A 23,541-nucleotide genomic window follows, 5' to 3' on the forward strand; every position below is an offset into this window, starting at 1 on the left:
TGGAGCGCAGGCGTGGTCGACTGGGACGGCGCCGGCTACGCGCGGGTGAGCGCGCTGCAGCGGGCCATGGTCGACGAGGCGCTGAGCGGGCTGACGCTGTCGGGGGACGAAGCCGTGCTCGACGTCGGCTGCGGTGACGGCTACCTCACCCACCGGCTGACCGCCCTGGTGCCGCGCGGCTGGGTGGTCGGCGTCGACGCCTCCGCGCGGATGATCTCCGCCGCGCGCGCCGCGGCCGACGCCGCGAGTTACGCCGTCGCCGACGCCCGGCACCTGCCGTTCGACGCCCGCTTCGACGTCGTCACCAGCTTCAACGCCCTGCACTGGGTCCCGGAGCAGCATCAGGCGCTCGGCCGGCTCGCCGCAGCGCTGCGCCCCGGTGGCCGGGCGGTGATCCAGGTGGTGTGCGCCGGCCCGCGCACCAGCCTGGAGTCGGTGGCGATGCAGGTCACCGCCGCACCCCGCTGGGCCGGCAGCTTCGCCGGCTTCACGGCGCCGTTCGTGCACGTCGACCCCGCCGGCTACGCCGACCTGGCGGCGGTCGCCGGCCTGCACGCCGACCGGGTGACCGTCACCGACCGGCACTGGGATTTCGGATCTCGCGAGCCGCTCACCCGGTGGTGCGCCGTCGGGCTCAGCGCCTGGACCGACCGGCTGCCCGCCGACCTGCGCGCCGACTTCGTCGGCGACACCGTCCGCGGCTACGAGGACGTCACCGGGCAACCGGGGCTGTTCCGGTTCATGCAGTTGCGGGCCGAACTGTCGCGATGACCGCGCCGCCGCCCACGTCGACGACGCTGCGGTTCGCGGTGCTGCTCACCTTCACCAACGGTTTCGTCGACGCCTACACGTTCCTGGTCCGGGGCGGCGTGTTCGCCAACGTGCAGACGGGCAACGTCATCTTCTTCGCGCTCGACATCGCGCACCGCCAGGTGGCCGCGGCGCTCGCGCACGTCTGGCCGATCGCGGCGTTCGTCGCCGGCGTCGCGCTCGCCTCCCACATCCGGTCCGGCCGGGTGGACCGGTATGTCCCGCGTCCGCTGCGGTGGACCATGGCGGTGCAGGCGCTGACCATGGCCGTGATCGGCGTCGTGCCGGCCGCCGCACCGCACAGCGTCGTCACCATCCCGATCTCGTTCCTCGCCGCGATGCAGATGGAGCTGTTCCGGTCGGTGGGCGGCCTGAACTACCTTCCGGTCGCCACCACCGGCAACCTGATGCGGTTGGTGGAGGCCGGCTACGGCGACCTGGTGGACCGCGACGCCGACGCCCGCACGGCATTCCGCATCTACCTCGCCCTGCTCGCGGCGTTCGGCGGCGGCGCCGTGGTCGGCGCCTACGTCACCGACTGGTGGGGCACGCACGCGATCTGGTGGGCGGCGGCCACGCTCGCCGTCACCGTGGTGCTGTTCGTGGTCGACGAGCGGGCGGGCCGCGAGCCGTGAGCCGGGCGCGGTGGAATCAGTGCCGCGCGGGTATGAGTGCAGGTGCGCCGACACGGCGAGCGCCGCTGACCGCACGACAGAAGGGACCACCGCCATGCCCGATATCCGCTTCGCGGCGCCCGCCGGCCCGCTCGGGGGGTACCTCGCCGTGCCGTCGGGTGACGGTCCCTGGCCCGGCGTGGTGGTGGTGCACGACGCCTTCGGTTTGACCGCGGACACCCGGCGGATCTGCGACCGCTTCGCGGCGAACGGCTACCTGGCGCTGGCGCCGCAGCTGTACGGCCGCGGCCGCAAACCCGCCTGCATCGTCGCGACGTTCCGGGCGCTGACCGCCGGCAAGGGCAACGCGGTGGACGACATCGTCGCCGCGCGTGACCATCTCGCGGCCGATGAGCGGTGCACCGGCAAGGTCGGCTGCGCGGGCTTCTGCATGGGCGGCGGCTTCTGTCTGCTGCTGGCGTCGCGGCAGGTGTTCGACGCGGCGGCGCCGAACTACGGCGTGTGGCCGCCGGCCGCCGAGCCGCTGCGGCAGTCGTGCCCCCTCGTCGCGAGCTACGGCGCGGACGACCGGCTGTTGCCCGGCGCGGCCGAGAAGCTGCTCACGGAGATCGGCGACGAGATCCCGCACGACGTCAAGGAGTATCCGGGCGTTGGGCACAGCTTCATGAACGACTGGGGCACCCCCGCGCCGCTCAACGTGCTGGAACGGGTGACCAACATGCACTACTCCGAGCCGGAAGCCGAGGACGCCTGGCGGCGGATCCTGGCTTTCTTCGGCACGCACCTGGCGTGAGCGGTCGCCGCGGTCAGGCCACCGGGCTTGTCGCGCTCCCGGTGTAGTCGACCTGCCAGTGCTTGATGCCGTTGAGCCAGCCCGAGCGCAGCCGTTCGGGCGGGGACAGCGGCGTCAGGTTCGGCATCTCGTCGGCGATCGCGTTGAAGATGAGATCGATCGTCATCCTCGCCAGGTTGGCGCCGATGCAGTAGTGCGCGCCGGTGCCGCCGAAGCCGACGTGCGGGTTGGGATCGCGGAGGATGTCGAACCGGTCCGGGTCGGTGAAGACGTCCTCGTCGAAGTTCGCCGACCGATAGAACATGACCACCCGGTCGTCCTTCTTGATCGGCACGCCCGACAGCACCGTGTCCGCCAGCGCCGTCCGCTGGAACGACGTCACCGGCGTCGCCCACCGCACGATCTCGTCGGCGGCGGTCGCCGGCCGTTCCCGCTTGAACAGCTCCCACTGGTCGGGGTGCTCGACGAAGGCCATCATGCCCTGGGTGATCGAGTTGCGCGTGGTCTCGTTGCCGGCGACCGCCAGCAGGATGACGAAGAAGCCGAACTCGTCGTCGGAGAGCTTGTGGCCCTCGACGTCGGCCTGCACCAGCTTGGTCACCAGGTCGTCGCCCGGGTGGGCGGTGCGTTCGGCGGCCAACTGCATGCCGTAGCCGATCAGCTCCATGGAAGCGGTCAGGGCGTCGTTGCTCGCGAACTCGGGATCTTGGTCGCCGACCATTTGATTCGACCAGTGGAAGAGCTTCATCCGGTCTTCCTGCGGAACACCCATCAGGCCGGCGATCGCCTGCAGCGGCAATTCCGCCGACACCTGCTCGACGAAATCGCCCGACCCTTCGGCGGCGGCGACCTTGACGATGGTGGCCGCCCGCTCGCGCAGCTCGGAACGCAGCGATTCGACCGCCCGCGGCGTGAACGCGCGAGAGACGATCTTGCGCAGCTGGGTGTGGTGCGGGGCGTCCTGGTTGAGCAAGACCACCTTCCCCGCCTCCAAGCTCGCGGAATCCGCGCCGTCGCCGTAGCGGGGGAGTGCGGTCTTCCGGTTGCTGGAGAACACGTCGCTGCGACGCGAGATCTCCTTCACGTCCTTGTGTTTGGTGACCACCCAGAAGCCGTCGTCCCCGAACACCTGGTTGCCGCTGGTCTGCGAGTTCCACCAGATCGGGGCGCAGCGGCGCATCTCGGCGAGCTCCTCGACGGGCAGCCGGTGGGCGTAGATGTCCGGATCGGTGAAGTCGAAGCCGGGCGGCAGGTTCGGAGACGGCATGTGATGCTCCTCACAGTGACGTGCGGTGCGGCCAGTTAAGCACCGCCCGACGCCCATCCACGGAGAAACGACGGGATCCCCGCCTGCGCGGGCGTGCGCTCCGGCTGTAACGAATGAGACACTGCTACGGATGATTCCCCTGAGGCGGGCGACCCCGGACGACGGAGAAGGGACGGCGATGGCGAGCACGACGCGAGCACGGCGAACGGCGTATGCGCTGCTGGGTTGCGGGGCGGTCGCGGGCGCGATCTGGGCCGCGCCGGCCGCCCTGGCGGACCCACCGCCCCCGCCGGCGCCGGTGGACGCTCCGCCGGTCGCCACGCCGCCCGCGCCGAACCCGCCGGTCGCCACACCGCCGGCGGACCCGAGCGCCCCGGCGCCCGCCGACCCCAACGCGCCGCCACTGGCCGCCGCCCCGCCGCCGGCCGGCGTTCCCCACCTGCCGAGCCCCGACAACCCGCCGCCGGGCACGACGCTGACGCCCACCGGACATGAGAGCCGCGGCCTGTCCTATCTGCGGGAGCTCTGGCAGGCGGTCCAGACCCAGGACATCAGCGCGGCCGACGCGGCGCTGCTGCTGACCCAGCGGCCGCTCGACCCCAATGCAACCCCGCCGCCCGGGATGGCCGCCGGACCGCAGGGGCCGCCGGCGCCGCCGCCGACGCCCTGAGCTGGCTCGCCTTTGGTCGTTGTGAGTCCGGGCGGCGTCACGAGTAGGCTCCCCCGCAGACACACCGACGACGATCCCGTGGTAACGGATCGCGGGCTGGCATTCAACGCTGCCGCGACCGGCCGGCCGGGTGGCGAAAGAGGTGCACGTGTACAGCGGACACGACACGGTGCTGGGGCTCTCGATGACCCCGACGACGGTCAGCCTGGTGCTCGTCGACGGCCAGCACGCCGAGGGGGAGATCCTCGACCGCGAGGCTTTCGAGGTGCAGGGCAGCGACACGGCCTCCCGGGCGGCCGAGCAGGTGGCCGCGGCGGTGCTGCGGGCCCGCGAACTGGAATCCGACGGCTACCGCCTGCACGCCATCGGCGTGACGTGGAGCGAGGACGCCAGCAATGAGGCCACGCTGCTCATAAAGTCGCTGACCCAGTCCGGCTACGACAACGTGGTGCCGGTGCGGCTCCCGGAAGCCAGCGAAGCCTTCGCGCAGGGCATCGGGGAGGTGCTCGGACACGATCGCATCGCGGTGTGCGTCGTCGAGCTCGATGCCGCCATCGCCGCCGTCGTCGACACGGCGTACGGCGCCGTGCAGAGCGCCGTCAGCCCGTCGCTGCCGACCGTCGAACTCGCCGACTGGCTCGCCGAGGTGCTGGCCGAACCCGACTGGGACGCCGACGCGCTGGTGCTGGTCGGCACGGGCACCGACTGCGACAAGCTCAAGGCCGCGCTGGCACCGATGGTGTCGCTGCCGGTGTTCGCCCCCGCCGACGCCGAGCTTGCGCTGGCCCGCGGGGCGGCGCTGGCGTCGGCACGCGGCAGCGAACCCGATCTCTACGTCGACAGGGCCCCTGTGCTCGACGACTACCTGCTCGACGACCACCTGCTCGACGACTACGCGCTCGACGACTACGCGGCCGCACCGCCGCGGCCGCGCTCCGAGTTGCTGCTGACGGGCACGCTCGGCGCCGCGGTGCTCACCTTCGTCGTTTCCGTGTCGCTGGCCGCGGGCCTGCAGCTGACCGCCGGCGACACGCCCACGGTGCGTGAGGAGGCGGCCTCGTCGGCCGTCGCGCCCCGGGCCGCGGCACCCCCGCCGGCACCAGCGCCCGCGGCACCCCCGCCCGCCGCGCCGGCCCCCGCGGTGGCCGCGCCGCCACCGCCCGTCGAGCCGGCGCCGCTGGTGGTGGCCGACGAGGCGCCTGCCGTCGTCGCCGAACCCGAACCGGTGGTCGCCGCCGCCCCGGAACCGGCGCCAGCACCCGCGGCACCGGCACCCGCGCCGCCTCCTGCACCGGTCGCCGTGCCGGGTGGCGGCGTGCCGCCCGCCGCGCCGGGTGCCGTACCGGCCGTACCCGGACAGCGTCCGGGCATCCTGTCGCGCATCAAGGACAAGCTGCGTCCGGGCCCCGACGAGCCCGACTTCCAGTACGTCGGGCCGCCGCCGCCACCGGCGACGCCATAACAGCCGGCTGATCTGGCGGTTCGATTGTGGCCGCGCCAGCCGCCGCACTAGCCTTGAGTGGGGCTCGGCGGGGCGAGGTCCGTCACACACTGACCCGAGGGTGGAACATGATTCGCGAGTCTCTGGCCGTGGCGGCCGTCGGCGTGGCGGCGCTTGCGGGGGCACCGGCCGCATCGGCCGACTATCGGGGCGACGTCCCCGGAATCGTCTACGACGCATCGCTGCACGCGCCCTGTTACAGCTGGGAGCGCTTCATCTTCGGCCGCGGCCCCGACGGTCAGGCCGTCGCCTGCCACTACATCCCCAACCAGTGGCCGCCCGTCTACACCGGGTTCTGGGTGATCTCCTATCCGCTCTACGGCGTGCAGGACGTCGGGGCGCCGTGCCCCAATCCGCGGGGTGCGGCCGCACAGTCACCCGACGGCAGACCGATGGTGTGCACCGCGAGCCGCGGCTGGCAGCCGGGCCGGCTCACCGGCGCGGGTTTCATCCCCGAGTAGGCGGGTTCGGCGTCCGCCCTGCGGGTATCACCGCGGGCATGGATCGCGGCGGCAACTGCTGATGGCCCGCCTCGTCGCCGACGGCGTCGTCGCCCGGCTGCGCGCCTGGCATGTGAAGCGCAGCTACGGTTACGCCGGTGACGGCATCAACCCGCTGCTCGGAGCGCTGCAGCGGGCGCCCGACGGCCCGGAGTTCGTCGCCACCCGCCACGAGGAGCTGGCGGCGTTCGCGGCGTGCGGGCACGCGAAGTACAGCGGCGAGGTCGGCGTGTGCCTGGCGACGCAGGGTCCGGGCGCCATCCACCTGCTCGCCGGCCTGTACGACGCGAAGCTCGACCGGCGCCCGGTGGTGGCGATCGTCGGGCAGGTGGTGTCGAGCGCGCTGGGCAGCGGCTACCTGCAGGAAGTCGACCTACACAGCCTCTTCAAGGACGTGTGCGCGCAATACGTGCAGACGGTGTTCTCACCCGAGCAGGTAGAGATGGTGCTCGACAACGCCATGCGCACAGCCATCGCGACGTCCACCCCGACCTGCGTCATCATTCCGCACGACGTCCAACAGGCCGAGATGCCCGACGAGCCCGAGCACTCCCACGGCGTCGTGCCGTCGCCGGCGGTGGTCGCGCGGCCGGTGATCACGGCGCCGGAACACCAGCTGCGCCGGGCCGCGGAGGTGCTCAACGCCGGGCAGCGGGTCGCGGTGCTCGCCGGTGCCGGGGTGGCGGGAGCGGCCGAGCAGGTGACGGCGGTCGTCGACCGGCTGGCCGCGGGCCTCACCGTCTCGCTGCTCGGCAAGCCGCTCCTCGACGAGTCGGCGCCCTGGCACACCGGCGTGATGGGCCACCTCGGGACCACCGCCAGCGCCGAGCTGATGCGCGACTGCGACACGCTGCTGATCGTCGGCTGCAACGATCCGTGGACGGAGTTCTACCCGGCGCCCGGGCAGTGCCGCGCGGTGCAAATCGACATCGACGCCCGCGTGGTCGGCGCCAAGTATCCGGTCGAGGCGCCGGTGATCGGTGACGTCGCGGCGGCGCTCTCGGCGCTGCTGCCGCTGCTGCGGACGCGCGACGACCGCAGCTTCGCCGACCGGATGGGCGCCGCGAGCGCCCGCTGGGATCGGCTCGCCGCCGACCGCGCCGCGGCGCCGGGTGAGGCACTGAACCCCGAGCGCGTCGTCCGGGCACTCTCCGACGCGCTGCCGGCCAACGCACAGGTCGCCGTGGACGTCGGCTCGGTCACCTACTGGTACGCCCGCCAGCTGCGCCTGCCGGTGGGGGTGCCGGCGCACCTCTCGGCATATCTGGCGTCCATGGGCTGTGCCATGCCCTACGGGCTCGCCGCAAAGCTGCACGCGCCGGACCGGCCGGTCGTGGCGCTGGTCGGCGACGGCGCCATGCAGATGAGCGGTCTGCTCGAGTTGATCACCGTCGCCGACCGCTGGCCGCAGTGGCGTGATCCGCGCTTCGTGGTGCTGGTGCTCCACAACGAGGACCTCGCCGAAGTCAGCTGGGAGCAGCGCGAGATGGAGGGCAACCCGCGGTTCGCGCCGTCGCAGTCCGTGCCGTCGTTCCCCTACGCCGCCCATGCCGAACTGCTCGGGTTGCGGGGGATTCGCGTCACCGACCCGGCGGAGGTCGCCGGCGCCTGGCGCACCGCGTTCGCCGCGGACCGGCCGGTGGTGATCGAGGCGGTCGCGGACAGCGGCGATCCGATGATGCCGCCGCTGCTGCCACGGCCGAAGCTCGAGAGCATGCTGTCCGCCGTGGCGGCCGAGCCGGGCGGCGCCGCGCTCGCCGACCGGATCCGCCGCCAGCACGAGGCCGAGGGGGAGTCCCCGTCCGGCGCCCGATAACCGCGGCGCGTCTCGTCGGCCACAGTTCGGTAAAACACCACAGCTGTAACTTCCATCCCACGCGTAACGCACTACCGTCGCAGCAAGACCTGGTCAGCAAACGGATGGGAAAGCCATGTCACGGATGAGAACACGCGTTGCGACAATCCTGGGCGGTGCCGCGGGCGGCCTGTTGTGGGCGCTGCTGGCGCTCAGCCCGACCGCCGCCGCCGATCCGGCCGCACCACCGCCGACTCCCGCGTTTCCCGGCGGTCAGATGGTCAACCAGCTCGCCACCTCGGCGAATGCGGTGCCGCAGCTGCTCCAGACGGCCGCTTCGGCGCTGACCGGCACGCCGGCGGCGCCAGCCCAGCCCGCCACACCGCCGCCGCTGGCAAGCGCCGCGGTGAACGTGCCCGCGGTCGCCCCGGCCACCCCCGCCGCGGCCTCCGCGGCACAGCCGGCCGCCACCGCCGCCAGCCCGGCAACGCCGCCGAACCTGATCCCGAGCGCCGACATCGCGCTGCCGACGGTGCCGGGAATGCCGGTACAGCTGCCCGCCGAGCTGTCGATGCCCCGGGATCTGATCTCGCTGGTGCCGGGCAACGTCCCGCTGCCGCCCGCGGCGACCGCCGCGACGGCTGCTGCGCCGGCAGCCGCCGCGGCGCCGGCCGCCGCGCTCCCCGGCGCCATCGCGGCGCCCGCCGGTCTCAGCAGTTTCCCGGTGTCCGCCCTGCCCTGACGCACCCACTTACCGTGCCGCGCCACCGCCGCCGGTGGCGCGGCACGGCCCGCGTCGGTCAGACCGCCGCGTTGTTCAGCTCGTCGAGGCGGTTGGTCGCCTCCAGGTATTCGCGGACCCACCGGTCGATGACGGTCGAGGTCTTCTCCACCTTCTCGAACTGGCCGACGACCTGACCGACCGGGTTGAACGCCACGTCGACGGTCTCGTTGGGGTACTTGTGGGTGGCGGCGACGGCCAGGCCGGAGACCATGAATTGCAGCGGCATGCCGAGCGGCTTGGGGTTCTCCGGCTTCTCCCACGCCTCGGTCCAGTCGTTGCGCAGCATGCGGGCGGGCTTGCCGGTGAACGACCTGCTGCGCACGGTGTCGCGGCTCCCCGCCTTGATGTAGGCGGCCTGCTGCACCGGGGTGTTCTCGGCCTCCTCGACCATCAGCCACTGCGAGCCGGTCCACGCGCCCTGGGCGCCGAGCGCCAGCGCGGCGGCGATCTGCTGACCACTGCCGATGCCGCCCGCCGCCAGCACGGGTAACGGCGCCACCTCCTTGACGACCTGTGGCCACAGCACGATCGAGCCGACCTCACCGCTGTGACCACCGGCCTCGCCGCCCTGGGCGATGATGATGTCCACGCCGGCGTCGGCGTGTTTGCGCGCTTGACTCGGCGAGCCGCACAGCGCCGCGACCTTGCGGCCCTCGGCGTGGATGTGTTCGATCATGTCGACGGGCGGCGTGCCCAGCGCGTTGGCGATCAGCGTCATCTTGGGATGCCGCAGCGCGATCTCGACCTGTGGGGTGGCGGTGGCCTCCGTCCAGCCGAGCAGCCGCAGCGTGCTCTCGTTGTCCTCGTCGGTCAGCGGTACGCCGTGATCGAGCAGCACCTTGCGGGCGAAGTCGAGGTGTTCCTGGGGCACCATGTCCTGCAGCATCTTCGCCAGCTCGTCGGCGGAGAGGTTGGCGTCCATGCCCTCGTACTTGTTCGGGATGACGATGTCGACGCCGTAGGTGTGGTCACCGATGTGTTCGTCGATCCAGTTGAGTTCGATCTCCAGTTGTTCGGGCGTGAAGCCGACGGCCCCCAGCACGCCGAAACCGCCGGCCTTGCTGACGGCGACGACGACGTCGCGGCAGTGGGTGAAGGCGAAGATCGGGAATTCGATGCCGAGGTCGTCGCAGAGGGGAGTGTGCACAGCGGGCTCCTAGATCGCGAACTGAAACGTGTTCCAGTTTCGGAACTGTACTCCGCGGCCGTAGAGCTCAACGCCTACAGAGCCGAGAATCCGCCAAGCCAGATCTTGACAGTGACAAGCCCACGCGGCACCATCGAACTTGTCACTGTCAAGCCAGGAGGGTTCGATGCTTGCCCCGATCTGTCACCCGTACGTCCTGCCGCCTCGCACCGCCCACCGTCCGCCCGCCGACCCGTCGACGCGAGCCGGCGACCAGGAGCGGCGCCGCACCGCCGAACGGCTCGGGCACGCCCTGACGCTCGGCTACCTCGGCGTCGCCGACTACGACGCCCGCCTGCAACGGGTGTACGACGCCACCACGGTCGGTGAGCTGCGCGCCCTGCTGGCCGACCTGCCCGTCGCCGAGCTGCGCCGGCACGAGCGCCACGCCGCCGCGCGGGTGCACGCCCGCCGATCGCTGCAGGCACACGCGGCGCTCTACGCCGTGATGGTGGTCGTGGTGCTGACCGTCTGGCTCAGCGTCGGGCTCGCCGCCGGCGCGTGGTACTTCTGGCCGATCTGGCCGATCCTCGGCGGCGGGGTCGCGGTCGCATCGCACGCCATCCCGGTGCGGCTGCTGGCGCGGCCCTGAGCGTCAGCGGCCGACGATCCGTGCCGCCAGCGCCACGATCAGCCCGGCGGCGTCGCGCACCGCGGCCAGCCGGCTGCGCGGCCCGGGCACCCGCAGCACCGGCCAGCCGTGCGCCACGGCGGCGGCCGCCAGCGCGGGCCGCGGATTGACCGGCCGCGGATGGCCGATCACCGACATCAGCGCAATGTCCTCGTTGCCGTCGGCGTAGAAGTAGCTGTCGGCGATGGCGACGTCGTGGCTGTCGCTGTAGCGCTGCACGGCGGCCGCCTTGGCCGCACCCCAGATCACGGGACGCTCGATGCGGCCGGTGAGCCGACCGGCGTCGTCGACCTCGAAGTGGTTGCACAGCACCCGGTCGATCCCGAGCGACCGGGCGACCGGTTCGGCGTGGATGGTCAGCGCCGACGAGCTGAGCACCACCGTGTGGCCGGCCCGCTGGTGCGCGGAGACGACGTCGCGCATGGGCGCGAGCACCCGCGCCGCCACCCGCTCGGCGAAAAGCCATTCGCCCAGCTCGTCGAGCTCTGCCAACGACTCTCCCCGCAGGTAGCCCGCGGCGCGGGTCAGCAGGCGCTCGAACTGCAGCTTGCCGAACCGGTAGCGCAGCGACGCCTCGATGACGCCGAGCACCTCGCCGAGGTGCGCCTGCCGGCGCCGGATCCGGTCGCCGGCATGGGCCATCGCGGTGAACCCGTCGACGAGCGTGCCGTCGAGGTCGAAGAACGCGCCGATACGCGGTCCGGTGGGGCCGCCGTCGATGTCCGCCACCGCGCCGGCGACCGGCGACGTGGCGGTCACAAGCAACCCCTACTCCCGAAGTCGGCGTCAGTTCGAAGCGTACCGCCCCGTGCCGGTGACGAGCGGCAGGTCAAGAGTGGTGCGGATGCCGGCAGGCGCCGCGATCACCGCGGGGATGGCGTTGACGATGCGGCCGGCCGCGGCGAGGATCGCGGCGTAGTTGTGGTCGCCGCGGCTGCTGGTCGGGCAGATGTCGACGGTGTAGGACGGCTCGCCGGTGATCTCGACGCGGTACGACCCACCGGGCTGCGCCGGCTGCGCCCAGTCGGGGCGGAGGTCGCCGCGCAACCGCGTGACGTGCTCGACGACCACGGCCGGCCGCCCGGCCACCATGCCGGTGATCTCGAACCGCAGCGCGGCGACGGTGCCCTTCGCGATGTGACCGGCGGCGACGTCGAAGTCCTCCGGTGCGGGTTCTTGCTCGAACGACTCGGTGATGTCGTCGATCTCGATGCCCAGGCCCGCGCCGAGCTGCCGGATCGCGGTGCCCCACGCGATGCCCAGCACGCCGGGAAGGAACAGGATCGGCAGGTCCCCGAGCTGCTTGCCGAAGCCCATCACGTCGAACATCACCGTCGCGCCGTCGTAGGTGGCGTAGTCGGCGATCTCCATGGTTCGGACCTGCTCGATGCGCTGGCACGTGCCGGCGAGGGCGAGTGGCAGGAGGTCGGTCGCGAACCCGGGATCGACGCCGGTGATGAAGACGCTCGAGTTGCCCTGCCGCGCAGCGTCTTCGACCCGCTCGATGTAGCGGTCCGGGATGACGCCCCACGGATACTGCAGCACGCCAGGCGCCGAACCGACGACGTCGACGCCGGCGGCCAGGATGCGCATGACGTCGGCCATCGCGTCGGGCAGCCGGGTGTCGCCCATCGCGCAGTAGACGACGCAGTCGGGCGCCGCGGCCAGCACGTCCTCGAGCCCGGCGGTCGCGCGCACACCGGTGACGACGTCCAGGCCGGCCAGCTCGCCGGCATCACGGCCGACCTTCTCGGGTGTGGCGACACCGACCGCCACCAGTTCGAACGCCGGGTGCTCGGCGAGTTCGATCAGCGCGAGCCGGCCGCAGTTGCCGGTTCCGACGAGCGCGACGCGGATGGTCAAGGCAACTCCTTCGTGGTGATCCTCCGCAGTATGCGGGGCGGATCGACGAATTGGAACAAGTTCTAGTTTTCTGGCCGTGCGGTAACCTCGGCCGCCATGGGACGCGTGGACGGCAAGGTTGCGATCATCACCGGCGGCGCGCGGGGCATGGGTGCCGCCCATGCGCGGGCGCTGGTCGCCGAGGGCGCGAAGGTCGTGATCGGCGACATCCTCGACGCCGAGGGCGAGGTGCTGGCCGAGGAGCTCGGGGACGCGGCGCGCTATGTGCACCTCGACGTCACCGACGCCGACCAGTGGGCGGCGGCCGTCGCCACCGCGACCGAGGCGTTCGGCTCGCTGACCGTGCTGGTGAACAACGCCGGGATCGTCGCGCTCGGGCAGATCGGCAAGTTCGACATGGCGAAATGGCAGAAGGTGATCGACGTCAACCTCACCGGCACGTTCCTCGGCATGCAAGCCGTGGTCGACGCCATGAAGGCCGCCGGCGGCGGATCGATCATCAACGTGTCGTCCATCGAGGGGCTGCGCGGCGCACCGATGGTGCACCCGTACGTCGCCACCAAGTGGGCCGTGCGCGGGCTGTCGAAGTCCGCGGCGATCGAACTGGGCTCGCACAAGATCCGCGTCAACTCGCTGCACCCGGGCTTCATCCGCACCCCGATGACCAAGCACTTCCCCGACGACATGGTGCGGGCGCCGCTCGGCCGGCCGGGCCAGTCGGAAGAGGTGGCGACGTTCGTGGTGTTCCTCGCCAGTGACGAGTCGTCGTTCGCCACGGGCAGTGAGTTCGTGGTCGACGGGGGACTGGTCACCGACGTCCCGCACCGCTAGCGGACCGGCCGACCGCGATGCGGCGCCGGCTCACGGTGCTGGCCGGGTGCGTCGTCCTGCTACTGGCGCTGTGCGCCGCGGACCTGCCCTCCTTCGCCCATCCCGAACCTCCCGCGGGGCAGGTGGAGCTGCGCGACGGCTGGCGACTGCAGTCCGCCGCCGAGGTGGGCGCCGACGGTGCGGCGCTGAGCCGGCCCGGATACGACGACACGCGCTGGCATCCGGTGGCCGCCATGCCGTCGACGGTGCTGCAGGCGTTGACCGATGACGGCACCTATCCCGAGCTCTACTACGGCACCAATCTCCGCGACCGCGTTCCGCCGGATCTCTGGCGCCAGGACTGGTGGTACCGCACCACGTTCGACGCACCCGCGGGGCACGGGCTGTACACGCTCGACTTCGCGGGGATCAACTACCGCGCCGAGGTGTGGCTCAACGGCCGCCGGGTCGCCGACGCCACCCAGGTGGTGGGCATGCACGTCAGCCACGAGCTCGACGTCACCCCGTATCTGCGGCCGGGCAGCCCGAATGTGCTGGCAGTCCGGGTGATTCCGGAACGGTCGCTGCCGGGCGTCGACGGCGTCGAGCTCGCCGACAGCTGGTGGGACTGGATCAACTGGAACGACCTCGGCTACCAGGGACCGGGCCGGAACCCGGTGCGCGGCACGTCCTTCGTCGCCGACCGCAACGCCGGCTTCTGGAAACCGGTGACGCTGCGCCACACCGGCGCGGTGCGGGTCGGCGTCGGCGCCGTGACGACCGAGCTGCCGCTGCCCGCCACCGACCGCGCTCGCCTCACGGTGCGCACCACCGTCCGCAACACCTCGGCCGTCGCCGTGCGCGGGATGGTCCGCGCGACGATCAGCCGGCCCGGGCGCCCGACCGTCACCGTCGAACAACCGGTCACCCTCCCGGCGCGGGCGCAGCAGGAGGTCACGTTCGACGCCGCCGCTCATCCCGAACTCGACATCGCCGACCCGGACCTGTGGTGGCCCTACACGCTCGGCGAGCCGAACCTGTACGACCTGCGGATCTCGTTTTCCCGCGCCGGCTTCGACCTCGACACCGCGACGAGCCGGTTCGGCGTCCGGACCGTCACCGCGCACCGCGACGACGACCGCAGCTTTCCCGAGCAAGGACGCGGCGGTAACTTCTTCCTGCGGGTCAACGGCCGCGACATGCTGGTGCGCGGCGCCGCCTACGCTCCGGACCTGCTGTACCGCGCGGACCGCGCCCGCGAGACGGCGATCCTGCGCTATGTCAAGGACCTCGGGCTGAACTTCGTGCGCTTCGAGGGCAAATTTCCCGACGAGCAGCTGGTGACCGACGCCGACGCGCTCGGCATCCCGCTGATGTTCGGCTGGATGTGCTGCAACCAATGGGAGCTGTGGCCGCAGTGGGACGGCGAGGACCGCCGGGTCGCCGAGGCGAGCCTGCGTTCGGTGATCGGCATGCTGCGCAGCCATCCGTCGGTGTTCCTGTGGGCGAGCGGCAGCGACGGCCACCCGCCGGCCGACGTCGCGGCGCTGTACCACCGCGTGCTCGACGAGCTGGCCTGGCCGAATCCGACCGTCGACACGGTGTCGTCGTTCGCGCGCGACGCCGAGGGCCAGCCGGTGTGGGACGGCATCCGGATGGCGGGCCCGTACAGCTGGCGGCCGCCGAGCTACTGGTTCAGCGGTCGCTATCCGGCCACCCGGGGTGCGACCGCCGAACAGGGCGACAACGAGCACATCCCGCCGTTTGCGAGCCTGCGCCGGTTCATCCCGCCGGACAAGCTGTGGCCGATCAACGACACCTGGTCGTTCCACGCCGGCGCCGATCCCGGCAACGCGGCGCTCGGCAGCATCCGTCGCGCGGTCGACCGCCGCTACGGGGTGTCCCGCGGCGCCGCCGAGTTCGCGGCGAAAGCCCAACTGGCGCACTACGAGTCGACCCGGGCGCAGTTCGAGGCGTTCGCGGCCGGCGGCTTCGACACCCACACGATGACCGTCTACTGGATGCTCAACAACCATTGGCCGTCGTTCTTCGGGCACCTCTTCGACTACTACCTGCGGCCCGGCGGCGCCTACTTCGGCGCGAAACAGGGCCTGCGGCCGCTGTCGGTGGTGTTCGACGCCTACGCGACCGGCGACCGCAGCACCGCCGCGGTGTCGGTGGTCAACCAGAGCCCGACGCCCCAGCGTGGGTTGCGGGCGCGTGTCCGGGTCTACGACCTCAGCGGGCGGGTCCGGGAGGACCGCTGGTCGGCGCCGGTGGATGTGGATGCCGGTGCGGCGATGCCGGCACTGCGGCTGCCGCGGGTGGCACGCGATTCGCGGGTGTTCTTCGTCCGCTGCGAGCTCGTCGGCGCCGACGGCGCGGTGCTCGCCGAGAACGTGTACTGGCAGTCGCAGCTGCCCGACGACCTCGGCGACCCCCGCAACGACGCCGCTTTCGATCTGCGGCAGCGCAGCTGGGCGGACATGACGCCGCTGAACACCATGGCGCCGGTGACCTTGGAGGTGCGCGCGCGCCGCGACGGGGAGCGGGTGGTCACGGCGCTGCACAACCCGACCCGCCGGATCGCGTTCTTCACGCGGGTGGAGGCGATCGCCGCGCCCGACAGCGACGAGACGCTGCCCACCGAGTACTCCGACAACTACGTCACGGTGTTTCCCGGCGAGACGGTCGAGGTGACTGCGACGACGTCCGGTCCGGTCGGGTGGGTGCGCGCGACCGATTACAACGGTGAAGCCGTCACCGCGCCGGTGGAGTGAGCGTCAATCTCCCGCAGCGTCGACCGGGATGCGCCGTTCGCGGTCGGACGCCGGCCACAGGTAGGGGATGTCGTCGGGCGCGTCGGGGAACAGCGGGCGGTAGAGCTCCGGGTCTTTGCGTACCAGCGCCGCCTGGTGACTCAGATGGAACGCCGGATCACCCAGCCACGGCGGCAGCTCACCGGCGGCGGCCAACTCGTCCTGGCTGCGGACCTCGGTGACACCGGTGGCGTCGGCCAGGTCGGTGACCAGCGTCGTCGCGCAGGTGTCGGCCCGGCCCGTGGCCACCCAGGCGTCGCAGACGTCCAGGCCGTAGCGCACCAGCCCCTCCTCGTAGCCGGCCCACATCGCGACCGCCGGGTGGTGGCGCCAGCCGTAGTTCGGCACCGTCAGCGCCCGCAGCACCTGGATGGTCTCGACCCGCTGTTTGCCGAGCCGGCGCTGGTCCAGCACCCGCGCGCTGTCGATGAACCCGGGATACGGCAGGAAGGTCTGCATCGCCGGAGCGGATACCCGGGCGCCGGAGCGGTCACACCGGCGGCGTCCGGTGCTGTGGGATCATCGACGCGAGCGACGCGTGGAGGAGAGACGATGAGCGACGAACGCCGCAAATTGGCAGAGGCCGCCGAACCGGCCGGCTGGCGACGCCGCACCGACGAGCGGGTCGACATCTACCTGCGTGACCCGGTGCGCGTGCGCATCATCTGGCGGGGCGACGACGCCATCAGCGGCGGCACGCTGTTCCACGACAACATGATGATGGCGTACTCGCGCGACTTCGGCACCGTGAGCGGCTGGCTCAAGCGCTGATCGCGACGGCACGGCGGTTCGCCGCGCGTGTCGTCCCCCTGCCCCATACTCGAAGGCATGTTCGACTATGGGGCGGTGGCGCAGCTCGATCCGGCGTCCGGACCCGCGTCGAGCGTGCGTATCGTGCTGTCGGGTGAGCGTTCGCGCGGGCATCGTCATCACCGGGACCGAAGTGTTGACCGGTCGGGTCCGGGACCTCAACGGGCCGTTCCTGGCCGACCGGCTGCTGGAGCTCGGCGTCGAGCTGGCGCACATCACGCTGTGCGGTGACCGCCCGGAGGACATCACCGCCCAGCTGCGCTTCCTGGCCGACGACGGCGTCGACCTGATCATCACCAGCGGCGGCCTCGGTCCGACCGCCGACGACCTGACCGTCGCGACGGTGGCCGCCTTCGCGGGCCGCGAACTGGTGCTCGACGAAGCGCTCGAGGAGCGGATCGCGGCCATTCTGCGGCGCCTGACGGCGCGGTTCCCCGGGCTCGATCCGGCCGCGGTGCAGGCCGGCAACCGCAAGCAGGCGATGGTGCCGGCGGGCGCCACGGTCCTCGAGCCGGTGGGCACCGCGCCGGGCGTCGTCGTTCCGGGGCGTCCCACCGTCGTCGTGCTGCCCGGCCCGCCGCGCGAGTTACAGCCGATGTGGCCGCAGGCGGTGGCGACGGCCGCCGTGCAGGAGGCGATCGCCGGTCGCACCCCCTTCGTCCAGCACACGCTGCGCATGTTCGGACTGACCGAGTCCGAGCTCGCCGCCACCTTGCGCGACGCCGAGACGGCCGTCCCGGACTTCGAATCGCTGGAGATCACCACCTGCCTGCGGCGCGGCGAGCTGGAGGTCGTCACCCGCTACGAGCCCGCGCACCGCGACAGCTACGACACGCTGCTCTTGCTGCTGCGCGAGCGGCACGGCCGCGCGATCTTCTCCGACGACGGTTCCCGCATCGACGACCAGGTGGCGGAGCTGCTGCGCGGGCGCCGGATCGCGACGGCCGAATCGTGCACCGGCGGGCTGCTTTCGGCACGGCTCACCGAGGCGGCGGGCGCATCCGACTACGTGGCCGGCGCGGTCGTGGCCTACGCGAACGACGCCAAAGTAGGGCTGCTCGGGGTGGACGACGCGCTGATCGAGGCACACGGCGCGGTGTCGGAACCGGTCGCCGAGGCGATGGCGGCGGGTGCGCTCGCCCGGTTCGGCGCCGACACCGCGGTGGCGATCACCGGCATCGCCGGCCCGGGCGGCGGTTCGGCCGAGAAGCCGGTGGGCACCGTGTGCTTCAGCGTGCAGCTCGCCGGCGAGGCGCCCGTCACCCGGACGCTGCGTCTGCCCGGCGACCGCGGCGACGTACGCGACCGGTCGACGACGGTCGCGCTGCACATGCTGCGCCGCGCGCTGCGCGGTGAGGGCGGTGCGGTGGTCGGCTGACCACGGCCGCCCACCCCTGGCGCGGCGTGACGGGGCCGGCGACGATACGGTCGGAGCATGTCGAACATCACCGGCGACGACCGGATCGAGGATGTGGCCCCCGGGGACATGATCTCGGTGGACCGCGGCGACGGCGAGCGCTTCTACAAGGTGGTACACGTTCACGCCGACAACGGCGACGACGACAACAGCTTCCTGGTCACCTTCGACGACGACGACGGCGAGACGTTCGAGCTCCGCTACGTCCGGGGCACCGGCGTCATCCGCGCTCTCGAGGCCAAGTGGGAGTCGGAGCAGAGCGGGCGCCGCGACGGCTGACTCAATTGGCGTCGGCGTCGTCCCACGCGGTCATCATCGTCCGCAGGATCTCCTCGGCCCGGCCCAACCCGGCCAGATGGCTCTCCCCGGGGATCTCGTAGAACGTCGCGTTGGGCAACCGTGACGCGACGTGCCGGCCGTGCGCGAACGGGATGATGTGGTCACGGTCGCCGTGCCACCAGTGGACGGGCACCTTCACCTCGTCGAGCCGGAAGCCCCAATCCCGGGCGAACACGATGATGTCGGCGAACGGGGCGGCAAGCTGTTTGCGGCTGCCGTTGAGCAGGTCGTCGAGGAACATCGCCTTGAACTCCGGCCGCACCAGCAGGCGCCGGTCGGCGGCCGGTGACACGCTGGCGTAGGCGTAGAGCGCCGGCTCGGCGACCGGGGCGATGAGCTTGATCAGGCCGACCGCCGCCAACCGGATCGGCAGTCCGGCCACGGCCAGCAGCGGCGCCACCCGCGTTCCCAGCGACATCAGTCCGCCGCTGATGGCGTCTGGCCCGACCGTCGGCGCGACGCCGCCAAGCACGCCGACCGTCACCACGCGGTCGGGCATCGCCGCAGCGCAGGCAAGGGTGTAGGGACCGCCACCGGACAGCCCGACCACGGCCATCTTGTCCACGCCGAGCGTGTCGGCGATGGTTCGCAGGTCGTCGGCGAACTCGAGCACGGTGCCGTACTGGTAGGGGGTCGACGAGCCGATGCCCGGCCGGTCGAGGCCGATCAACCGAATGTGGTGCCGTTCGGCGTAGACCCGCGCCTCCATGGGGATCTGCCGCCGCGCGCCCGGCGTGCCGTGCAGCCAGAACACCGCCCGACCCTGCGGGTCACCGAACTCGGCGAAACCGATCCGGCGGTCACCGCCGACGGCAACGGTGCCTTCGAGCTTCGGACGTTCGATCGCGACACCCATGCCCGCAGTGTCTCATCGACACGACAGCACCGGACGCAAAGGGCGGCTACGGCGCGGGCGGATACACGCGGAAGCAGTTCCAGCCACCAAAACCCAGCACGTAGGTGGATACGCAGCGGTCGAAGCTGCCGTCCGGGTACGGATTGCCATCGCACTGCGAGCCGCCGCTGCCGAATGCCATGCCGCCGCCGCACGGGCCGGCCTGTGCCTCGGGCGCGGCGGCGGTGGTGCCCAGCCACATGCCCGACGCCACGACTGCGGCGCCGATCGATGCCCGGCCGATGAGGCCGATCGTCTTCTTCATGGTGTTCCTCCTCGACGTCCGACCCAGGCGCCGAACTAGTGGCGAACCACTTTGCTGGGGTCGCCGGGATCGGATGCCCGCGGGCCGATTGCGATTCGTCGCCGTCCGCCCGTCGTGTATCCGAGGACACTGAGCGTAAGCCGACCACCTGCACCAGCTGGCGGACTTTGAGCCGCTTGACTAGGACTTCTTCCGACCGCAAGGGCATGGAGCCGTTATTTTCAGCGCCGTCAGATAAACCTGCAGTTCAGCGGACTCGCCATAGCGGCGGCCGCTCCCGAAATGCGTTAATTCCGTTTGCTACCAACAGCCCCGGCGGTAACAGCGGCCTCAGCAGAACCGTCCGTCACTGCGCACGACGACCGACCCGCCGGGCATTACTCCACGGCGGGTCGGACGGAACGCCGGCTCAGCCGGCGATCGAGGCGTCGTAGATGGTCTGGATGGACCGGTCGAGGGTCGCGTTGAACTCGTCGTCGGACTGCTGCGCCGACAACCCCTCGGTGAGGGCGCGGCTGAAGCTGGCGATGACGCCGCTGTTCTGCGCCAGCTTTTCGTTCGCCTCGTCGCGGGAGTAGCCGCCCGACAGCGCCACCACGCGCATCACCTTCGGATGCTCGACAAGCGACTTGTAGTGGTTGGCGGCGTTCGGCAGGGTCAGCTTGAGCATGACGCGCTGACCGTCGGGGATGGTGTCGAGGTGCGCTGTGATCTCGTCGCGCAGGATGTCCTCGGCCTCCGCCTTGTCGGAGATCGAAATGGTGACCTCGGGCTCGATGATGGGGACCAGACCGTGGGACAGCACCTGCTGGGCCACCTCGAACTGCTGGCGCACCACGTTGGCGATGCCCGTCGGGTTGGCGCCGCCGATCACCGAGCGCTCCTTGGTGCCGAAGATGCCGTTCTCGACGCCGCGCGACAGCAGGGCGTCCAGCTGCGGCATGGGCTTCATCAGCTGCACGTCGTCCGACGCCGCGGCGAGCCCCTTGTCGATCTTCAGGAAGGGCACCACCCGCTTGTCCTCCCAGAGGTAGGTCGCGGTCGGCTTGCCGTCGATGTCGCGGTCCATGGTCTGCTCGAACAGGATGGCGGCGATCACGCGGTCACCGTTGAACACCGGCGAGGTGATGATCCGCGACCGCATCTGGTGGATGAGGTCGAACATCTCGTCCTCGCCGTTGTAGGCGTTCTCCTCGATGCCGTAGAGCCGCAGCGCCTTTGGCGTCGACCCGCCGCTCTGGTCGAGCGCCGCGATGAAACCCCGACCGGTCGTCATCTGTTCGGCCTGCTGCTGATTCGCCATGTCGTTGCACTCCTGTCGGCACCACGCTCGTCTGAGTCGGCTTTCTACCGCCGGAGCATAGAGGATGGCCGGTCAGCGATCGGTGGCCGCACCGGCGCCGTCGGAGACGACGAAGAACTCCTCGACCAGGCCGCGCGCCAGCGGAAAATCCCGCAGCGTTGCCGACAGCAGCTGCCCCAGTTCGGCGACGGCGGAAGCGCCCACCCCGCGGGTCGCCAGCAGGTCGCCGATCCACCACGCGGTGTCGGTGACCGTGCGGCTGTCGCCGGTGAGCACAGCGGCGGTCACCGCGTGCAGCGCCTGGTGCAAGACGTCCCCCGACACCTCGAGCGCGGCGCGCAGGGCGTCGTCCCCGCTGCTCGCGTACTGCGCCAGCAGCGACCACCGCTGCTGCATCGAGGCGACCAGCCGGCGGTGGTCGAGCTCGAGTGCGGCGACTTCGGTCGCCGCGGCGGCGGGGATGCGCGCGGCGGGTGAGACGACGGCCGGCAGTCCCGCCACCACCTCCACCGCGCTGCGGGCGTCCGGCGCCCACGCGGTGGCGCCCAGCGCGCGGGCCCGCGAGTCGTCGGAACCGAACGCCGGCCCGCCGACGGCGATGGGCACGCCGGCCGCGGTGCTGGCCTCGATGAAACGCCGGGTGGTCGGCAGCGCGCCCAGTACCGAGCAGCTGACGGCGACCGCTTCGGGGCCGTGGTCCAGCAGATGCTGATTGAGCCGCGAGGGAGTGGTGGACGCGCCGAGCAGCACGGTGTCGAACCCGTGGACGCGCAGCGCGCACTCGATGATCATCGCGGGCAGGGCGTGCCACTCCCGTTCGGCGCACGCGACGATGACGCCGCCGCGCGACACGGGGATGGCGTCGGCGTGCGCCCGGACGGTCCGCGTCGCCGACACGGCCATCGCGGTCGCGGCATGCTCCTGCGCCACGGTCCACTCGCCGCGCTGCCAGCGGACACCCACGGCGCGCTGCGCGGCGGCGACCACCTCGGTGAGCACCGTGACCGGCTCGTGGCCGGCCGCGAGCAACGCCGTCACCAGCTCGGTGACGGCCGAGGTGTCCCCGTCGCCGAGCGCCCGGTCGTAGCTCGCGAGCGCCTCGACCAGGAGCTCGGTCACGTGCCGCAGCTCACCGCGAGCAGCGCCATGTCGTCGTGGGGGTGGCCGTCGAGGAACTCGATCACGTCCTGCTCGACCGCTTCGCACACGGTGTCCGGCGCCGCGCCCGCGTAGGCCGGCAGCAGCCGCAGCAGCCGTTCGACACCGTAGAAGCCGTCGGCGCCGCGCGCCTCGTCGATGCCGTCGGTGAACATCAGCAAGGTGTCGCCGCGCCGCAACTGCACGTGCGCGGGCCGGTAGCTGACCTGGCGCAGCACCCCGGCCGCCGTCCCCGACGCCGCGACCTGTTCGACGGTCCCGTCGGCCCGCAGCACGATCGGAGCGGGATGGCCGGCGGCCACGAGTTCGACGTCGGCGCGCCCGCCGTCGGCGACGCTGCGGACCCGCGCGCAGACCACGGTGACGAACGGCGTCGCCCCGGACTCGTGCATGACGGTGTTCACCGCGCTGAGCAGCGGCGCGGGCCGGCGGTCGAAGTGCGCGGCCATGCGGATGCTCTGCCGGGTGCGGCCGGTCAGCGCAGCGACCTCGGCGCCCTTACCGCAGACATCGCCCAGGCTGAACAGCCAGTCGTCGTCCGCACCGTGCACGTCGTAGAAATCGCCGCCGATCTCCAGGTGCTCGGCGGCGGGCCGATACCGCGCCGCGAGCCGCAACCCGTCGATCGCCGGCAGGGACGGCGGGCGCAGGCTCTCGGCCAGCGCGGCCGCGATCCGGGCCCGCTCCTCGTAGAGCCGGGCGGAGTCCAGCGGGACGGCGGCGCGGGCCGCGACCCGTTCGGCGAAGGCCACCTCGTCGTCGTCGAAACCGCGACCCTGCCCGCGCACCAGCACGAGCGCGCCGAATGTCGCGCCCCGCGCGGTGAGCCCGAGGCCGAGCACGTCGGCGGGCCGCAGCGACGCCGCCTGCCGACGCAGCGCGTCGTCGGGCACCATGCTGGACAGCCCGTCGGCCGACGCCATGTCCAGCGCGACGTGCAGCAGTTCGGAGCGCCCCGTCTGCAGCACGCGGCCGAGGTGCGAATGCGCGACCGCGGCCCTCGACAGCACCCGGGCGGCGGTCACGTCGTCGCCACCGGCGAGCAGCAGCTCCCCGGTCGCGCTGTCGGGCAGGACGAGCATCGCCCAGTCGGCGAGCTGCGGGCGCACGAGCGTCAACAGTCGCAGTGCGCTGCGGCGCAGGTTCAGCGAGCCGGCCAACCCCGCGGTGATCTCCTCGGCCAGCTCGGCGCGGACCTGCCCGAGCGCAGCGACATCGTGCGTCGCGCTGGTCGCTGCCGACGCGGTCTCCTTCGCCACCATGAAGTACGACTTCCTTGCCCTGCTCGAG

Annotated in this window: 24 protein-coding genes; 14 read left to right on the forward strand and 10 right to left on the reverse strand. The window is 71.9% G+C overall.

What is annotated here, in order from left to right; translation table 11 throughout:
- Positions 1–12 precede the first annotated feature (12 nt).
- The 3 genes from LV457_RS13265 (at position 13) to LV457_RS13275 (ending at position 2,238) form a co-directional block, all read left to right on the forward strand.
- A complete protein-coding gene (locus LV457_RS13265; RefSeq protein ID WP_232171645.1) occupies positions 13–771 on the forward strand; it encodes a class I SAM-dependent methyltransferase in 759 nt (252 codons plus the stop codon).
- Positions 768–1,445, forward strand: coding sequence for a YoaK family protein (locus LV457_RS13270; protein WP_232171646.1), 678 nt, complete (start codon positions 768–770; stop codon positions 1,443–1,445). Before LV457_RS13265 ends, LV457_RS13270 begins: the two co-directional genes overlap by 4 nt.
- 94 nt (positions 1,446–1,539) lie before the next feature.
- Complete coding sequence (locus LV457_RS13275; RefSeq protein ID WP_232171647.1) at positions 1,540–2,238, forward strand: dienelactone hydrolase family protein; 699 nt, start codon at positions 1,540–1,542, stop codon at positions 2,236–2,238.
- 13 nt (positions 2,239–2,251) lie between these two features.
- On the opposite strand, the gene LV457_RS13280 is transcribed toward LV457_RS13275, so the two are convergent.
- Positions 2,252–3,505: a cytochrome P450 gene (locus tag LV457_RS13280; RefSeq protein ID WP_232171648.1), complete on the reverse strand. Its 1,254-nt coding sequence runs from the start codon at positions 3,503–3,505 to the stop codon at positions 2,252–2,254.
- 178 nt (positions 3,506–3,683) lie between these two features.
- Here LV457_RS13280 and LV457_RS13285 point away from each other — a divergent pair, with 178 nt between their 5' ends.
- From LV457_RS13285 to LV457_RS13305, 5 genes are all read left to right on the forward strand, one after another.
- Positions 3,684–4,175, forward strand: coding sequence for a hypothetical protein (locus LV457_RS13285; RefSeq protein ID WP_232171649.1), 492 nt, complete (start codon positions 3,684–3,686; stop codon positions 4,173–4,175).
- 148 nt (positions 4,176–4,323) lie between these two features.
- Positions 4,324–5,637 (forward strand): hypothetical protein, encoded by a 1,314-nt coding sequence (locus LV457_RS13290; protein WP_232171650.1) that lies wholly within the window; start codon positions 4,324–4,326, stop codon positions 5,635–5,637.
- A gap of 107 nt (positions 5,638–5,744) precedes the next feature.
- Positions 5,745–6,137 (forward strand): hypothetical protein, encoded by a 393-nt coding sequence (locus LV457_RS13295; RefSeq protein ID WP_232171651.1) that lies wholly within the window; start codon positions 5,745–5,747, stop codon positions 6,135–6,137.
- Between the two features lie 61 nt (positions 6,138–6,198).
- A complete protein-coding gene (locus LV457_RS13300) occupies positions 6,199–7,992 on the forward strand; it encodes a thiamine pyrophosphate-requiring protein (RefSeq protein ID WP_232171652.1) in 1,794 nt (597 codons plus the stop codon).
- A 124-nt stretch (positions 7,993–8,116) separates the two neighbouring features.
- A complete protein-coding gene (locus LV457_RS13305; RefSeq protein WP_232171653.1) occupies positions 8,117–8,713 on the forward strand; it encodes a hypothetical protein in 597 nt (198 codons plus the stop codon).
- A 58-nt stretch (positions 8,714–8,771) separates the two neighbouring features.
- Here the strand turns inward: LV457_RS13305 and LV457_RS13310 are convergent, their stop codons facing one another.
- Entirely contained in the window at positions 8,772–9,902 is a 1,131-nt protein-coding gene (locus tag LV457_RS13310; protein ID WP_232171654.1) for a nitronate monooxygenase, read from the reverse strand.
- Positions 9,903–10,068: 166 nt separating this feature from the next.
- Here LV457_RS13310 and LV457_RS13315 point away from each other — a divergent pair, with 166 nt between their 5' ends.
- Positions 10,069–10,533: a DUF1707 domain-containing protein gene (locus LV457_RS13315; protein WP_232171655.1), complete on the forward strand. Its 465-nt coding sequence runs from the start codon at positions 10,069–10,071 to the stop codon at positions 10,531–10,533.
- Between the two features lie 3 nt (positions 10,534–10,536).
- Here the strand turns inward: LV457_RS13315 and LV457_RS13320 are convergent, their stop codons facing one another.
- Complete coding sequence (locus LV457_RS13320; protein WP_374198840.1) at positions 10,537–11,331, reverse strand: HAD family hydrolase; 795 nt, start codon at positions 11,329–11,331, stop codon at positions 10,537–10,539.
- Between the two features lie 27 nt (positions 11,332–11,358).
- Positions 11,359–12,435 carry a diacylglycerol kinase gene (locus tag LV457_RS13325; RefSeq protein ID WP_232171657.1) on the reverse strand — a complete coding sequence of 359 codons (1,077 nt, stop codon included), beginning with the start codon at positions 12,433–12,435 and terminating at the stop codon, positions 11,359–11,361.
- Between the two features lie 96 nt (positions 12,436–12,531).
- On the opposite strand from LV457_RS13325, the gene LV457_RS13330 reads away from it, so the two are divergent.
- Together LV457_RS13330 and LV457_RS13335 are read left to right on the forward strand one after the other, a co-directional pair.
- Positions 12,532–13,266, forward strand: coding sequence for a glucose 1-dehydrogenase (locus tag LV457_RS13330; protein ID WP_232171658.1), 735 nt, complete (start codon positions 12,532–12,534; stop codon positions 13,264–13,266).
- Positions 13,267–13,283: 17 nt separating this feature from the next.
- Positions 13,284–16,025 (forward strand): sugar-binding domain-containing protein, encoded by a 2,742-nt coding sequence (locus LV457_RS13335; RefSeq protein WP_232171659.1) that lies wholly within the window; start codon positions 13,284–13,286, stop codon positions 16,023–16,025.
- A gap of 3 nt (positions 16,026–16,028) precedes the next feature.
- On the opposite strand, the gene LV457_RS13340 is transcribed toward LV457_RS13335, so the two are convergent.
- Positions 16,029–16,523 (reverse strand): MSMEG_6728 family protein, encoded by a 495-nt coding sequence (locus LV457_RS13340; RefSeq protein WP_232171660.1) that lies wholly within the window; start codon positions 16,521–16,523, stop codon positions 16,029–16,031.
- Positions 16,524–16,616: 93 nt separating this feature from the next.
- Here LV457_RS13340 and LV457_RS13345 point away from each other — a divergent pair, with 93 nt between their 5' ends.
- The 3 genes from LV457_RS13345 to LV457_RS13355 all read left to right on the forward strand — a co-directional run bounded on the left by LV457_RS13345 (position 16,617) and on the right by LV457_RS13355 (position 18,570).
- Positions 16,617–16,835, forward strand: coding sequence for a hypothetical protein (locus tag LV457_RS13345; protein ID WP_232171661.1), 219 nt, complete (start codon positions 16,617–16,619; stop codon positions 16,833–16,835).
- 133 nt (positions 16,836–16,968) lie between these two features.
- On the forward strand, positions 16,969–18,252 hold the full coding sequence (locus tag LV457_RS13350) for a competence/damage-inducible protein A (protein ID WP_232171662.1): 1,284 nt from the start codon (positions 16,969–16,971) through the stop codon (positions 18,250–18,252).
- 57 nt (positions 18,253–18,309) lie between these two features.
- Positions 18,310–18,570 carry a hypothetical protein gene (locus LV457_RS13355; RefSeq protein ID WP_232171663.1) on the forward strand — a complete coding sequence of 87 codons (261 nt, stop codon included), beginning with the start codon at positions 18,310–18,312 and terminating at the stop codon, positions 18,568–18,570.
- 1 nt (position 18,571) lies between these two features.
- On the opposite strand, the gene LV457_RS13360 is transcribed toward LV457_RS13355, so the two are convergent.
- The 5 genes from LV457_RS13360 to LV457_RS13380 all read right to left on the reverse strand — a co-directional run bounded on the left by LV457_RS13360 (position 18,572) and on the right by LV457_RS13380 (position 23,513).
- On the reverse strand, positions 18,572–19,486 hold the full coding sequence (locus tag LV457_RS13360; RefSeq protein WP_232171664.1) for an alpha/beta fold hydrolase: 915 nt from the start codon (positions 19,484–19,486) through the stop codon (positions 18,572–18,574).
- A gap of 46 nt (positions 19,487–19,532) precedes the next feature.
- On the reverse strand, positions 19,533–19,790 hold the full coding sequence (locus tag LV457_RS13365) for a hypothetical protein (RefSeq protein ID WP_232171665.1): 258 nt from the start codon (positions 19,788–19,790) through the stop codon (positions 19,533–19,535).
- A gap of 409 nt (positions 19,791–20,199) precedes the next feature.
- Positions 20,200–21,093, reverse strand: coding sequence for a fructose bisphosphate aldolase (locus tag LV457_RS13370; protein WP_232171666.1), 894 nt, complete (start codon positions 21,091–21,093; stop codon positions 20,200–20,202).
- A 72-nt stretch (positions 21,094–21,165) separates the two neighbouring features.
- The gene (locus tag LV457_RS13375; protein ID WP_232171667.1) at positions 21,166–22,212 is read right to left on the reverse strand and encodes a cobalamin-dependent protein; all 1,047 of its coding nucleotides are present in this window, start codon (positions 22,210–22,212) and stop codon (positions 21,166–21,168) included.
- A complete protein-coding gene (locus LV457_RS13380; protein WP_232171668.1) occupies positions 22,209–23,513 on the reverse strand; it encodes a PP2C family protein-serine/threonine phosphatase in 1,305 nt (434 codons plus the stop codon). Before LV457_RS13380 ends, LV457_RS13375 begins: the two co-directional genes overlap by 4 nt.
- Between the last annotated feature and the right edge of the window lie 28 nt (positions 23,514–23,541).

It is taken from the genome of Mycobacterium sp. MYCO198283, from assembly GCF_021213805.1.
Lineage (GTDB): Bacteria > Actinomycetota > Actinomycetes > Mycobacteriales > Mycobacteriaceae > Mycobacterium.

Coding starts and splice junctions, on each gene's coding strand:
- LV457_RS13360 (WP_232171664.1), bottom strand. CDS start 19,486: ATGGGTGTCGCGATCGAACGTCCGAAGCTCGAAGGCACCGTTGCCGTC.
- LV457_RS13335 (WP_232171659.1), top strand. CDS start 13,284: ATGCGGCGCCGGCTCACGGTGCTGGCCGGGTGCGTCGTCCTGCTACTG.
- LV457_RS13285 (WP_232171649.1), top strand. CDS start 3,684: ATGGCGAGCACGACGCGAGCACGGCGAACGGCGTATGCGCTGCTGGGT.
- LV457_RS13340 (WP_232171660.1), bottom strand. CDS start 16,523: ATGCAGACCTTCCTGCCGTATCCCGGGTTCATCGACAGCGCGCGGGTG.
- LV457_RS13315 (WP_232171655.1), top strand. CDS start 10,069: ATGCTTGCCCCGATCTGTCACCCGTACGTCCTGCCGCCTCGCACCGCC.
- LV457_RS13300 (WP_232171652.1), top strand. CDS start 6,199: ATGGCCCGCCTCGTCGCCGACGGCGTCGTCGCCCGGCTGCGCGCCTGG.
- LV457_RS13380 (WP_232171668.1), bottom strand. CDS start 23,513: ATGGTGGCGAAGGAGACCGCGTCGGCAGCGACCAGCGCGACGCACGAT.
- LV457_RS13355 (WP_232171663.1), top strand. CDS start 18,310: ATGTCGAACATCACCGGCGACGACCGGATCGAGGATGTGGCCCCCGGG.
- LV457_RS13295 (WP_232171651.1), top strand. CDS start 5,745: ATGATTCGCGAGTCTCTGGCCGTGGCGGCCGTCGGCGTGGCGGCGCTT.
- LV457_RS13345 (WP_232171661.1), top strand. CDS start 16,617: ATGAGCGACGAACGCCGCAAATTGGCAGAGGCCGCCGAACCGGCCGGC.
- LV457_RS13280 (WP_232171648.1), bottom strand. CDS start 3,505: ATGCCGTCTCCGAACCTGCCGCCCGGCTTCGACTTCACCGATCCGGAC.
- LV457_RS13370 (WP_232171666.1), bottom strand. CDS start 21,093: ATGGCGAATCAGCAGCAGGCCGAACAGATGACGACCGGTCGGGGTTTC.
- LV457_RS13275 (WP_232171647.1), top strand. CDS start 1,540: ATGCCCGATATCCGCTTCGCGGCGCCCGCCGGCCCGCTCGGGGGGTAC.
- LV457_RS13270 (WP_232171646.1), top strand. CDS start 768: ATGACCGCGCCGCCGCCCACGTCGACGACGCTGCGGTTCGCGGTGCTG.
- LV457_RS13365 (WP_232171665.1), bottom strand. CDS start 19,790: ATGAAGAAGACGATCGGCCTCATCGGCCGGGCATCGATCGGCGCCGCA.
- LV457_RS13305 (WP_232171653.1), top strand. CDS start 8,117: ATGAGAACACGCGTTGCGACAATCCTGGGCGGTGCCGCGGGCGGCCTG.
- LV457_RS13330 (WP_232171658.1), top strand. CDS start 12,532: ATGGGACGCGTGGACGGCAAGGTTGCGATCATCACCGGCGGCGCGCGG.